This window comes from Streptomyces sp. HUAS YS2 (assembly GCF_033343995.1).
Classification (GTDB): domain Bacteria; phylum Actinomycetota; class Actinomycetes; order Streptomycetales; family Streptomycetaceae; genus Streptomyces; species Streptomyces solicathayae.
Map to the genome: position 1 here is coordinate 6,204,982 of NZ_CP137573.1, position 12,893 is coordinate 6,217,874.

Below are 12,893 nucleotides of genomic sequence, written 5' to 3' on the forward strand. Positions count from 1 at the left end.
GGGCAGCCGTGGCTCACGACGACCCGTACCTGATCATCTCCTCCGACTGCCATGCCGGGCTGCCCACCGAGCAGTACCGGCCCTATCTGGACAGCCGTTTCCACCGTGCCTTCGACGAGTTCCTCGCCGGCCGGGACGCCCGCCGCGAGGCGATGACGCGGCTCGGTGTGCGCAACGAGACCTTCGCCGAGAAATGGTTCAGCGACAACGAGGAAGGACTGCGCGGCGGCTGGGACGCCGCCCAGCGGCTCAAGGAGCTCGACGGCGACGGTGTCGCCGCCGAGGTCGTCTTTCCCGACGCGGACGCCGTCGACAGCCAGACCGCCGCGCCGTTCGGCGTCGGCCTCGGGCTCTCCGGCGACCAGGACCCCGAGCTCGGCATGGCGGGCGCGCAGGCGCACAACCGCTGGCTCGCCGAGTTCGTCGGCCAGAACCCCGAACGGCACTGCGGCGTCGCGCTGCTGCCGGTCACCGCCGACACCGACAAGGTCGTCGCCGAGATCCACCGGGCCAAGGAGTCCGGGCTCGGGGCGTTGATGATCCCGTCGATGTGGGTGGACAAGGAGCCGTACCACGACCGCCGTTACGACCCGGTCTGGGCGGCCGCCGCCGAGACCGGGATGCCGCTGGTCACCCACTCCGGGGCCGCGCCCCGCGAGGAGTACGGCGACCACCTCGGCATCTACGTCTCCGAGGTCACCTGGTGGCCCGCCCGGCCGCTGTGGTTCCTGCTCTGGTCCGGCGTCTTCGAGCGCCACCCGGGGCTGCGGTTCGGCGTCGCCGAGTCCGGCTGCTGGTGGCTGCCGAACCTGCTGTGGTTCATGGACCGGCTCTACCTCGGCGCGCACGGCGGCAAGAAGCTGTCCCCGTTCGCCGAGCTGAGGCGGCCGCCCAGCGAGTACCTCGACCGGCAGGTGTTCGTCTGCGCCACCAACACCAAGCGGCGCGAGCTGGCCCAGCGCTACGAGATCGGCATCGACAACATCCTGTGGGGCAGCGACTTCCCGCACCCCGAGGGCACCTGGCCGCGCACCCGGGCCTGGCTGCGCGACACCTTCCACGACATCCCGGTCGACGAGACCCGGCGGATGCTGGGCCTGGCCGCCGCGGAGGTCTTCGGCTTCGACGTCGAGAAGCTGGCCCCGATCGCCCGCCGGATCGGCCCCACCCCGGCCGAGCTCGGGCAGTCGGAGGACCAGGCGGCCGTGGCCGCGTCCTGGGCGCGCTCGCGCGAGACCGGCCGGCACTGGCTGACCGGGAACGACTTCCCGGTGATCGGAGCGACGCCATGACGGACCGGTACACCGTCATCTCGGCGGACTGCCACGCCGGCGCGGACCTGCTGGACTACAAGCCGTACCTGGAGAAGCGGTACCACGACGAGTTCGACGCCTGGGCGGCCGGCTACGTCAACCCGTACGAGGACCTGCTCGCCGACACCGCCGACCGGAACTGGAACTCGCAGCGCCGGCTGCGCGAGCTGGAGGCGGACGGCATCGTCGCCGAGGTCGTCTTCCCCAACACCATCCCGCCGTTCTTCCCCAAGGCCTCGCTGATGGCCCAGCCGCCGAGCCCGGCCGAGTACGAACAGCGCTGGGCCGGGCTCCAGGCCCACAACCGCTGGCTCGCGGACTTCTGCGCGGACGCGCCGGGGCGGCGGGCGGGCGTGGCGCAGATCCTGCTGAACGACGTGGACGAGGCGGTACGGGAGATCCGACGCACCCGCGAGGCAGGGCTCACCGGCGGCATCCTGCTGCCCGGTGTCCCGCCCGGTTCGCCCGTGCCCGAGCTGTACTCGGAGGCGTACGACCCGATCTGGGCGGTCTGCTCGGAGCTCGGCGTGCCGGTCAACCACCACGGTGGGTCGGCGTCGCCGCCGCTCGGCGACGAGCCGGCGGCGCGGGCGGTCTTCATGGTGGAGACGACCTGGTTCTCGCACCGGGCGCTGTGGCACCTGATCTTCGGCGGGGCGTTCCGGCGCCACCCGGACCTGAAGCTGGTGCTGACCGAGCAGGGTTCGGGCTGGATCCCGGGCGTCCTCGAGATGCTGGACTACTACCACGGGCGGCTGGTGGCGGCCTCCGCGAAGGCGTCGACGGCGGAGTCGAAGTTCGGCGCCGGCCTGGCGGAGTCCATGGGGCGCGGGCCCTCCGAGGTGTGGCGGGAGAACTGCTACGTCGGCGCGAGCTTCATGCGCCCGCACGAGGTGCCGCTGCGCGACCGGATCGGCCTCGACAAGATCATGTGGGGCAGCGACTACCCGCACGACGAGGGCACCACCCCGTACTCCCGGGAGGGCCTGCGGATCGCCTACGCGGGTCTGCCGCGGGAGGAGGTCGCGGCGATGGCGGGCGGCAACGCGGCCCGCGTCTACGGCTTCGACCTGGCGTACCTGGACACCCTGGCGGCGGTGCACGGCCCGACGGTGGCGGAGATCGCCGAGCCGCTGAAGGAGGTGCCGGACGGGGCGACCAGCCCGGCCTTCGCCCCGGGCGGGTCGGTCCGCGTGTGGTGAGCGAGCGGGTGAGAACCTCCCGGGGTGACTGAAGCCCCTGTGCACGACGAGGCCCACGGCGGCGGACTCGGCTCGCGCCTGAACTGGCTCCGGGCCGCCGTCCTCGGCGCGAACGACGGTGTCGTCTCCACCGCGGGTCTCGTCGTGGGCGTAGCCGGAGCGACCGGCTCCCAGGCCGCGCTGCTCACGGCGGGCCTGGCCGGGCTCCTCGCCGGCTCGATGTCGATGGCGGCGGGGGAGTACGTCTCGGTGTCCACCCAGCGCGACTCGGAGAAGGCGGCGCTGGCCGTCGAGCGGCGCGAGCTGAAGGAGCGACCCGAGGCCGAACTCGCCGAGCTGACCGGGCTGCTGGCGGCCCGCGGGCTCTCTCCGGACGTCGCCCGCGAGGCCGCCGAGCAGCTCACCGAACGCGACGCGCTGCGCGCCCACGCCCGGGTCGAGCTGGGCATCGACCCGGACGAGCTGACCAACCCCTGGCACGCGGCCTGGGCGAGCTTCCTGGCCTTCACGGTCGGCGCGCTCCTGCCGCTGCTGGCGATCGTGCTGCCGGCGGCCGACGACCGGCTGTGGATCACGGTCCTGTCCGTCCTCGCCGCCCTGGCCTTCACCGGCTGGTGGAGCGCCCGGCTCGGCGCCGCGCCGCCCGCTCGCGCGGTTCTCCGCAACGTCGTGGGCGGCGCGCTCGCGATGGGGGTGACGTACGCGGCGGGGTCGCTGCTGGGGGCGGCGGGGGTCTGACCGGGTGTGTTCCGGCGACTCCTCGGACGGCGCACGGCGTTGTCGGAAGCCGCCAAAGCCTGCTGACATCACGTCTTACTTACTTGTTGGTAATGACGTCTGGCGGACCTCGACACCCGCCTCTACCTTCGTCGCATGCCGAACCTGCCCGATGCCGTCCTGTGGTCCATACCCGCATTCGTGCTGCTCACGATCGTGGAGATGGTGAGCTACCGGATCCATCCGGACGAGGACAAGGCCGGGTACGAGTCCAAGGACGCCGCCACCAGCGTCGGCATGGGCCTCGGCAGCCTGGTCTTCGACTTCTTCTGGAAGATCCCGATCGTCGCGATCTACACCGCGGTCCACGAGCTCACCCCGCTGCGGGTGCCCGTGCTGTGGTGGACGATCCCGCTGATGCTCCTCGCGCAGGACTTCTGCTACTACTGGCAACACCGGGGCCACCACGTGGTGCGCATCCTGTGGGCCTCCCACGTGGTGCACCACAGCAGCCGCAGGTTCAACCTCAGCACCGCGCTCCGGCAGCCCTGGACCGGGTTCACCTCCTGGCCGTTCTATCTGCCGATGGTCGCGCTCGGCGTGCACCCGGCGGCGGTCGCCTTCTGCTCCTCGGTGAGCCTGGTGTACCAGTTCTGGATCCACACCGAGCGCATCGACAAGATGCCGCGCCCCTTCGAGTACGTCCTCAACACGCCCTCCCACCACCGCGTGCACCACGCCTCGCAGGGCGGCTACCTGGACCGGAACTTCGGCGGCATCCTGATCGTCTGGGACCGCCTGTTCGGTTCCTGGGTCGGCGAGACCGCGAAGCCCGAGTTCGGCCTGACCAAGAACATCAGCACGTACAACCCGCTGCGCGTCGCCACCCACGAGTACGCCGCCATCGCCCGTGACGTCCGTGCCGCCGCCAACTGGAGAGAGCGCGCAGGGCGGGTGTTCCGCGGGCCGGGCTGGCAGCCGGGCCCGCGGCCCGACGGCCGTCCCGAGACCGGACCCGCCGCCCCGGAGGCCGTCGCGTGAAGACCCCCGCGCTCTCCCGGGCCCTCCTCGGTGCCTTCCTGCTCGCCGCCGTCGTCGACCTCGTCTCGCTGCTCGCCGGCGCCGACCTCGGCCACCTCGTCGCCAAGCCGCTGCTCCTGCCGCTGCTCGCCGCGTACGCCACCACACGCGGCGCTCCGCGGCTGCTGGTGGCCGCGCTGCTGCTCGGCTGGGGCGGCGACGTCCTGCTGCTCTCCGAAGCGGACTGGGCGTTCCTCGCCGGCATGGGCTCCTTCGCCGTCGGCCACATCTGCTACCTGGCGCTGTTCGGCCGCAGCGGCCACTCCCCGTTCCTCCTGGCCGTGTACGGCGTCGTGCTCACCGGCACCGTGACCGCGCTCTGGTCCGACCTGCCCGCCGGCCTGCGCGTGCCGGTCACCGGGTACTCGCTGCTGCTCACCGCCATGGCGTACCGGTCCAGCTCGCGCGGGCTCGTCGCCGGGGCGGGCGGGGCGCTGTTCCTGCTGTCCGACACGCTGATCGCCACCGGCATCGCCGACTGGCCGCAGCCGCCGGTGCCGGACTTCTGGGTCATGCTGACCTACATCGCCGCGCAGTACTTGCTGACCGTGGGCGTGCTGGGTGCGGAGTCGTCAGCTCCGGATTCGGAGTACGGTGAGCGTCGTACAACCGTCTGACAGCAAGGACCGTCCACCATGCGCGCCACCACCATCCACGCCCCGTTCGACATGCGCGTGGAGGACGTGCCCGACCCGGTGATCCAGCGGCCGACGGACGTCGTGCTGCGGGTGCTGCGCGCCTGCATCTGCGGCAGCGACCTGTGGGCCTACCGGGGCGAGTCCGCCCGGCAGCCCGGCCAGCGCATCGGCCACGAGTTCCTCGGCGTCGTCGAGGAGGCCGGCTCCGAGGTCTCCGGCTTCGCGCCCGGCGACCTCGTCGTCGCGCCGTTCGTATGGTCCGACGGCACCTGCGACTACTGCCACGAGGGCCTGCAGACCTCCTGCCCGCAGGGCGGCTTCTGGGGCTCGGTGGGCTCCGACGGCGGCCAGGGCGAGGCCGTGCGGGTGCCCTTCGCCGACGGCACCCTGGTCAAGCTGCCCGCCGACGCCGCCTCCGACGACCGGCTGCTCACCGCGCTGCTCGCGCTGTCCGACGTCCTCGGCACCGGCCACCACGCCGCGCTCGGCGCGGGCGTGCGGCCCGGCTCCACGGTCGCGGTCGTCGGCGACGGCGCGGTCGGCCTGTGCGGCGTCCTCGCCGCGAAGCGGCTCGGCGCCGAGCGGATCATCGCGCTCGGCCGGCACACCGCCCGCACCGACATCGCCCGCACCTTCGGCGCCACCGACGTCGTCGCCGAGCGCGGCGAGGCCGCGGAGGCGGCCGTCCGCGAACTGACCGGCGGCCAGGGCGCGCATGCCGTCATCGAGGCCGTCGGCACCGAGCAGTCCATGCGCACCGCCGTCGCCATCACCCGCGACGGCGGCGCGATCGGCTACGTCGGCGTCCCGCACGGCAGCGGCACCGGCCTCGACCTGTCCGTCATGTTCGACCGCAACATCGCCCTGCGCGGGGGCGTCGCCCCGGTCCGCGCGTACATCCCCGAGCTGCTCCCCGACGTCCTGAACGGCACCGTCGACCCGTCCCCGGTCTTCGACCTGACCGTCGGCCTCGACGGCGTCCCCGCCGGCTACAAGTCCATGGACGAGCGCACCGCCCTCAAGGTCCTGGTCAAGCCGTAGGGGTACGGGCGGCTGCCGACCGGTCGCCGGCCGAGCGGCCGGCGACGCCGTCGGCAGCCTGCCCCGCCCGCAGGCGGCGGGCAGGGCGGGGCTGCTCGGCCTGCCCCCGCGGCCCGGGCGGAAGCCGCCCCACCCGGCCCCGGCCCCGGCCGCCGGCCTGCTCGCCCTGTGGCCGCCCCGCCCGCCCGCGGCGGGCCCGGTCGCACTGCTCGGGCTCCCGGGGGTGGGTCCGTGGCGCCCCGGCGCCTCGCCGGATCCCCACCCCCTAGCGCCACACCGGCTCGTCGCCCCCCTGTACGCCCGGCGGGCGGGACCAGCCCGTCGGGCCGCCCTCGTACGAGACGGGGGACAGAGCGTGGCGGAGTTGGCCCAGGGGGCCCTGGGACTCCGTTACGTACGCCTCCGGGTCGTAGCGGGGGAGGGCTGTCGTCAGCCAGTGGCCGGTCTGGGCGAGGGCCAGGCGTACGAGACGGGTGCCGCCCTCCTCGTCCTGCTCGGTCAGGGAGCGCAGTACGGCCGCGGCGAGCAGATAGCCGGTGCCGTGGTCCAGCGCCTGCGCCGGCAGCACGCCCGGCTGTTCCGCCGAGCCCTCGGTCGCCGCGATGCCCGTCGCGACCTGCACCAGGCTGTCGAAGCCGCGCCGCTGCCCCCAGGGTCCGTAGTCGCCCCACGCGGACAGCCGGGCGACGACCAGGCCGGGGCGGTGGAGGCCGAACCGGTCCAGGGCGCCGGGGCGGTAGCCGGTGACCAGGACGTCGGCCGAGTCGAGGAGTTCGTCGAGCGTGCGCCGGTCCGCCGGGCTGTCCAGGTCCAGCGCCGCCGTCCGCTTCCCTACGGCGGTGTCCGCGTGCTGGTCGGGCAGCTCGGGGTTCCGTGGCGCGTCGATCCGCAGCACGTCCGCGCCGAGCAGCGCCAGCGTCCGCGTCGCGACCGGCCCGGCGATGACCCTCGTCAGGTCGAGCACCCGCAGCGGACCCGAACGCCGCCTCGGCGGCGCGTCGTCGAGCCGTTCCCGGGTCAGGAGCGGCCGGGCCGCCACCTCCCGGCCCTGCTCGTGGGCGGCCCACTCCCGCGGCGTGCGCAGGGCGACCGCGAGGCCCCCGGCCGCGTACACCGCCGACTCGACCTCGACCGCCTTCCGCTCCGCGATCGCCGCCGCGACCGCGTCCACCGACTCCTCGCGCACCCCGAGCCCGGCGAGCAGCGCCGCCCGGTGGTGCGGATAGTTCGCGTGCGTGCGGACCCAGCCGTCGGCCGCCCGCCAGAAGCGGGACAGCGGCGCGAAGGCGACCGGCGCGCGCCCGTCGACCCGCAGATGACGCTCGCTGACGAAGGCCGTGGCGACTGCCCCGTCGTCGACCCGTACCGGCCCCGGCAGGCCCTGCCGCTCCACCGCCGCGAGCCCGGCGACGGCGACCGTCGCCCGGGCCAGGTCCATCACGGGGAGCCGGGCCGCCAGCAGCCCCGACGGGCCCCCGTACGTCACGCGGTCGAGCAGGGCGGGATCGCCGCCGAGCTCCGCCCACAACAACTCCGTACCTGTACGCACTGTGTTGTCCATGAGCGCATGATGGCACTGAGTGCCACGCGAAAGGGCCCCGGTGTGGTTCATCACACCGGGGCCCTTCACGGGCGCGCGTTACTTGCGCACGGCGTCCAGGGCGTCGACGATGCCGTCGCCGTAGAAGCCGTTCTTGCCGAGGCCGCCCTCGCAGACCGCGTCCACGGTGCCGTCACCCTCGATGTCGTACGGGTTCGTGCAGGCGTGGTTGTCGGCCTGGCTGTAGAGCATGTCCTTCAGCTCCGCCGGCGACGCGTCGGGGTGACGCGACTTGATCAGCGCGAGCACACCCGCGGCGTGCGGCGAGGCCATCGACGTACCGGCCTTGTAGTTGTAGCCGCCGTTGACCGTGGTCGACAGGATCCGGCCGTTGACCGCCGGGGCGTCCGGGGTCTGGTACTCGGTGCGGTCACCGCCGGGCGCGGCGATGTCGATGACACCCCTGCCGTAGTTCGAGTACGACGCCTTCAGGCCCTTCGCGCCGGTCGCGGAGACCGTGACGACGCCCGGGAGCATGGTCGGGTAGTCGAAGCACTCGCGCGGGTTGATGACGCGGGTCACCGGCGTGGTGTCGTTCGGGCTGGTGGTGTCGGTGATCTCGTCCGCCGCCAGGTCCATCTTCGAGTTGCCGGCCGCGGCGACGTTGACCGTGCCCTTGCGCTCCGCGTAGCGGGTCGCGCGGGCGGTCGCCTCGATGAGGGCCTTCTGGTCCTCGTCGCTCTTGCAGGCGAACAGCCACGGGTCGGTGTAGTAGCTGTTGTTCGTGATGTCGACGCCGTGCTCGGCCGCCCACACGAAGCCGCAGACCACGGCCTCGGTGTAGAAGAAGCCGTCCGTGGTGGACACCTTGATGCCGGAGACCTTCACGCCCGGCGCGACGCCGGTGACGCCGACGCCGTTCTTGGCCGCGGCGATGGTGCCGGCCACGTGCGTGCCGTGGTCGCTCTCGCCCGCCATCGGACGCCAGGAGCCCGGCGTGGTGTCCGGCGCGCCGGTCACGCAGTTCGCCGAGGCGGCGGCGTCGAAGTTCGGCGCGAGGTCCGGGTGCGTGTCGTCGACACCCGTGTCGATGACGCCGACCGTGACCTTGCTGCTGCCGAGGGTCTTCTCGTGCGCCTTGTCTGCCTTGATGGCCGGCAGGTCCCACTGCAGCGGCTCGAGCGGGTCCTGCCCGTCGGTGGCCTCCGCCGCCGCGGCCTGCGCCTCCGCGGCGGTGAGGGACTGGGCGCCCTCGCCGACGGACGCGTCCCGCTGGACCGAGAGCGGCGCGGTGCGCGTCGCACCGGCCGAGACGACGCCACGGACCGTGCGGATCGTCTTCGCGAACTCGGGGTTCTGCGAGTGGACGACGATGACGCCGATCTGGTCGTACGAGATGACGATGCTGCCGCCGGCCGCGGCTATCGCACGCTTGACCGCGGCGCCGGTGTGCCGGCCGCCCTCGATGTTCACCACGTACGACAGCTTCGGGCCGTCGTACGAGGCGACGGTCGCCGGAGCGTCGTCCAGGGGCGCCGCGCTGGCGCCGGTGGGCAGGAAGCCGAGCGAGGCCGTGAGCGCCAGACCGACGGGCAGAGCGAGTACACGCCCGCGTCTGGATCCCAGATGAGCCATGGGTTCTCCACATCATCCGTATGTACTGTCCGCGCACCCATTGCGCGTGGACAGGTGCATGACGAGTGAAGCTATCGCTGATCTTCCCGGCACATCAATGAGTTGACAGGGCCGGATGGAGAAAAAGATCCGGTGAACCGCTTCGCCGCGGGCTCCGTGCCGTTGTGCAGGGGAGGAGCTTCCCCCGGCGGCTCCCGCCCCCTACCCCCAGCGAGGTCCCTTTGTCCATGCCCACCGCAGCGTCGCGAGGAGAATCCGTGGCTACCGAGGCAACACCGCCGCCCGGCGGAACGGCCACCACACCCGTCCCGCCCACGACCGAGCGTTTCGTCGAGATGCAGGAGAGCGCGGAGTTCGGCGAACTGCGCCGCACCTACCGCTCGTTCGCCTTCCCCCTGACGATCGGCTTCATCGCCTGGTACCTGCTCTACGTGCTGCTCTCCAACTACGCGGGCGGCTTCATGGGCACCAAGCTCTTCGGCAACATCAACGTGGCGCTCGTCCTCGGGCTCGGCCAGTTCCTGACCACCTTCCTCATCGCCTGGTTCTACTCGCGGCACGCGGCCGCGAAGCTCGACCCCAAGGCGGAGGCCATCAAGTCCCGTATGGAGGGCGACGCATGAGCAGCACCTTCGAGGCCGCCACGCCCCTCGCCGTACTCGCCGCCGGGAACGCCACCTCCGAGCACCGGCCGCTGATCATCACCCTCTTCGGGGCCTTCGTCGTCGCCACCCTGTGCATCACGGTGTGGGCGGGCCGGCAGACCCGCAGCGCGGCCGACTTCTATGCCGGCGGCCGCCAGTTCACCGGCTTCCAGAACGGCCTCGCCATCTCCGGCGACTACATGTCCGCCGCGTCCTTCCTCGGCATCGCCGGCGCCATCGCCCTCTTCGGTTACGACGGCTTCCTCTACTCCATCGGCTTCCTCGTCGCCTGGCTGGTCGCCCTGCTCCTGGTCGCCGAGCCGCTGCGCAACTCCGGCCGCTTCACCATGGGCGACGTGCTCGCCTACCGGATGCGCCAGCGCCCGGTCCGCACCGCCGCCGGCACCTCCACCATCGTCGTCTCGATCTTCTACCTGCTCGCCCAGATGGCCGGCGCCGGCGTCCTCGTCTCGCTGCTGCTCGGCATCACCAGCGACGGCGGCAAGGTCGCCATCGTCGCCCTGGTCGGCGTGCTGATGATCGTGTACGTCACCATCGGCGGCATGAAGGGCACCACCTGGGTGCAGATGGTCAAAGCCGTGCTCCTGATCGCCGGCACGCTCCTGATCACCTTCCTCATCCTGCTGAAGTTCGACTTCAACCTCTCCGAGCTGCTCGGCGCCGCCGCGACCAACAGCGGCAAGGGCGCCGCGTTCCTGGAGCCGGGCCTGAAGTACGGCGCCACCGCCATCTCGAAGCTGGACTTCATCTCGCTCGGCATCGCCCTCGTCCTCGGCACCGCCGGCCTGCCGCACATCCTGATCCGCTTCTACACGGTGCCCACTGCCAAGGCGGCCCGGAAGTCCGTCAACTGGGCCATCGGCATCATCGGCGCCTTCTACCTGATGACGATCGTGCTCGGCTTCGGCGCGGCGGCCCTGCTCAAGAACAGCGACATCATCGCCTCCAACAAGGCGGGCAACACCGCCGCCCCGCTCGCCGCCCTCGAGGTCGGCGGCGGCGCGGGCTCCACCGGCGGCGCGATCCTGCTCGCCGTCATCTCGGCCGTCGCCTTCGCGACCATCCTCGCCGTGGTCGCCGGTCTGACCCTCGCCTCGTCCTCGTCCTTCGCGCACGACATCTACGCCAACGTGATCAGGCGCGGCAAGGCCACCGAGCAGGAGGAGGTCCGGGCCGCCCGCTGGGCGACCGTCCTCATCGGCATCGTCTCGATCGCGCTCGGCGCGCTCGCCCGCGACCTCAACGTCGCCGGCCTGGTCGCCCTCGCCTTCGCCGTCGCCGCCTCCGCCAACCTGCCGACGATCCTCTACAGCCTGTTCTGGAAGCGGTTCACCACCAGCGGCGCGCTCTGGTCCATCTACGGCGGTCTGATCTCCGCGGTCGTCCTCGTGCTGTTCTCGCCGGTCGTCTCCGGCAAGCCCACGTCGATGTTCAAGGAGGTGGACTTCTACTGGTTCCCGCTGGAGAACCCGGGCATCGTCTCCATCCCGCTCGGCTTCCTGCTCGGCTGGCTCGGCTCCGTCCTGTCCAAGGAGAAGCCGGACGCGGGCAAGTACGCGGAGCTCGAGGTCAAGTCGCTGACCGGCGTCGGAGCGCACTGACCGCACCCGTCCCGACACCGTCCGAAACCGCGGGGCGGTCGCGTCGTAGAGTCCTACGACGCGACCGCCCCGCTCCTCGTTCCAAACGGCCCGTGCCCGATGTCAGGACCGTCGCGTAGGCTCGGCTTGGAGAAATCACCGAACGACAGGCAGGTGCGCGCCGTGCTCATCGACACCTACGGCCGTGTGGCCACCGACCTGCGCGTGTCGCTGACCGACCGGTGCAACCTCCGCTGTACGTACTGCATGCCCGAGGAGGGCCTGCAGTGGCTGGCCAAGCCAGACCTGCTCACCGACGACGAGATCGTCCGGCTGATCCGCATCGCGGTCACCGACCTCGGCGTCACCGAGGTCCGCTTCACCGGTGGTGAGCCGCTGCTGCGCCCCGGTCTGGTCGGCATCGTCGAGCGCTGCGCGGCCCTGGAGCCGCGCCCCAGGATGTCCCTGACCACCAACGGCATCGGTCTCAAGCGCACCGCCACCGCCCTGAAGGCCGCCGGTCTCGACCGGGTCAACGTCTCCCTCGACACGCTGCGCCCCGACGTCTTCAAGACCCTGACCCGCCGCGACCGTCACCACGACGTGCTGGACGGCATGGCCGCCGCCCGGGACGCCGGGCTCACCCCGGTCAAGGTCAACGCGGTCCTGATGCCCGGACTCAACGACGACGAGGCCCCCGACCTGCTCGCCTGGGCCATGGAGAACGAGTACGAGCTCCGGTTCATCGAGCAGATGCCGCTCGACGCCCAGCACGGCTGGAAGCGCGACGGCATGATCACCGCCGGGGACATCCTGGAGTCGCTGCGCACCCGCTTCACCCTCACCCCCGAGGGCGCCGACGAGCGCGGCTCCGCGCCCGCCGAGCGCTGGGTGGTCGACGGCGGACCGCACACCGTCGGCGTGATCGCCTCCGTCACCCGCCCGTTCTGCCGGGCCTGCGACCGGACCCGGCTCACCGCCGACGGCCAGGTGCGTACCTGCCTGTTCGCCACCGAGGAGACGGACCTGCGGGCGGCCCTGCGCTCGGACGACACCACGGACGCCGAGGTCGCCCGACTCTGGAAGCAGGCGATGTGGGGGAAGAAGGCCGGTTCCGGTCTGGACGACCCGAGCTTCCTGCAGCCCGAGCGCCCGATGTCAGCGATCGGCGGCTGAGTCCTCGGCGCCGGGCCGGGCCTCCCACTCCGCCAGGGACACGACGTCCTTGAGGAAGCCGCGGACGCCCAGGAACTGGGACAGGTGCTCGCGGTGCTCCTCGCACGCCAGCCAGGTCTTGCGCCGCTCCGGCGTGTGCAGCTTCGGGTTGTTCCAGGCCAGCACCCATACCGCGGCCGCACGGCAGCCCTTGGCGGAACAGATCGGGGTGTCGGCGCTCTCCGCGCTCTCCGGGTTGATCACCGGATCATTCTCCACACAAAACGACGCCGAGCAGCCACGGGGGGAGCTGCCCGGCGTCGGTCC

12 protein-coding genes are annotated in these 12,893 nt (G+C 72.2%); 9 read left to right on the top strand and 3 right to left on the bottom strand.

Annotated features, from left to right (window positions below; translation table 11 throughout):
* Positions 1 to 8: 8 nt before the first annotated feature.
* From R2D22_RS28740 to R2D22_RS28765, 6 genes are all read left to right on the top strand, one after another.
* On the top strand, positions 9 to 1,292 hold the full coding sequence (locus tag R2D22_RS28740; protein WP_318107595.1) for an amidohydrolase family protein: 1,284 nt from the start codon (positions 9 to 11) through the stop codon (positions 1,290 to 1,292).
* Entirely contained in the window at positions 1,289 to 2,515 is a 1,227-nt protein-coding gene (locus R2D22_RS28745) for an amidohydrolase family protein (protein WP_318107596.1), read from the top strand. The genes R2D22_RS28740 and R2D22_RS28745 overlap by 4 nt, the downstream gene beginning before the upstream one ends.
* 24 nt (positions 2,516 to 2,539) lie before the next feature.
* Positions 2,540 to 3,253 carry a VIT1/CCC1 transporter family protein gene (locus R2D22_RS28750; protein ID WP_318107597.1) on the top strand — a complete coding sequence of 238 codons (714 nt, stop codon included), beginning with the start codon at positions 2,540 to 2,542 and terminating at the stop codon, positions 3,251 to 3,253.
* A 135-nt stretch (positions 3,254 to 3,388) separates the two neighbouring features.
* Positions 3,389 to 4,273: a sterol desaturase family protein gene (locus R2D22_RS28755; RefSeq protein ID WP_318107598.1), complete on the top strand. Its 885-nt coding sequence runs from the start codon at positions 3,389 to 3,391 to the stop codon at positions 4,271 to 4,273.
* A complete protein-coding gene (locus R2D22_RS28760) occupies positions 4,270 to 4,929 on the top strand; it encodes a lysoplasmalogenase (protein ID WP_318107599.1) in 660 nt (219 codons plus the stop codon). The genes R2D22_RS28755 and R2D22_RS28760 overlap by 4 nt, the downstream gene beginning before the upstream one ends.
* A gap of 18 nt (positions 4,930 to 4,947) precedes the next feature.
* Positions 4,948 to 5,991: a zinc-dependent alcohol dehydrogenase family protein gene (locus R2D22_RS28765; protein ID WP_318107600.1), complete on the top strand. Its 1,044-nt coding sequence runs from the start codon at positions 4,948 to 4,950 to the stop codon at positions 5,989 to 5,991.
* Positions 5,992 to 6,256: 265 nt separating this feature from the next.
* On the opposite strand, the gene R2D22_RS28770 is transcribed toward R2D22_RS28765, so the two are convergent.
* On the bottom strand, positions 6,257 to 7,552 hold the full coding sequence (locus R2D22_RS28770) for a CoA transferase (RefSeq protein WP_318107601.1): 1,296 nt from the start codon (positions 7,550 to 7,552) through the stop codon (positions 6,257 to 6,259).
* A 78-nt stretch (positions 7,553 to 7,630) separates the two neighbouring features.
* Positions 7,631 to 9,166, bottom strand: a complete 1,536-nt coding sequence (locus R2D22_RS28775) for a S8 family peptidase (protein ID WP_318107602.1) — start codon at positions 9,164 to 9,166, stop codon at positions 7,631 to 7,633.
* A 257-nt stretch (positions 9,167 to 9,423) separates the two neighbouring features.
* Between R2D22_RS28775 and R2D22_RS28780 the strand changes: the two genes are divergently transcribed.
* From R2D22_RS28780 to moaA, 3 genes are all read left to right on the top strand, one after another.
* Complete coding sequence (locus R2D22_RS28780) at positions 9,424 to 9,789, top strand: DUF485 domain-containing protein (RefSeq protein WP_318107603.1); 366 nt, start codon at positions 9,424 to 9,426, stop codon at positions 9,787 to 9,789.
* Positions 9,786 to 11,432: a solute symporter family protein gene (locus tag R2D22_RS28785; RefSeq protein ID WP_318107604.1), complete on the top strand. Its 1,647-nt coding sequence runs from the start codon at positions 9,786 to 9,788 to the stop codon at positions 11,430 to 11,432. The genes R2D22_RS28780 and R2D22_RS28785 overlap by 4 nt, the downstream gene beginning before the upstream one ends.
* Positions 11,433 to 11,594: 162 nt before the next feature.
* Positions 11,595 to 12,587 (top strand): GTP 3',8-cyclase MoaA, encoded by a 993-nt coding sequence (gene moaA, locus R2D22_RS28790; RefSeq protein ID WP_318107605.1) that lies wholly within the window; start codon positions 11,595 to 11,597, stop codon positions 12,585 to 12,587.
* Here the strand turns inward: moaA and R2D22_RS28795 are convergent.
* Positions 12,570 to 12,830: a hypothetical protein gene (locus tag R2D22_RS28795; RefSeq protein WP_318107606.1), complete on the bottom strand. Its 261-nt coding sequence runs from the start codon at positions 12,828 to 12,830 to the stop codon at positions 12,570 to 12,572. The genes moaA and R2D22_RS28795 overlap by 18 nt on opposite strands.
* Positions 12,831 to 12,893 lie beyond the last annotated feature (63 nt).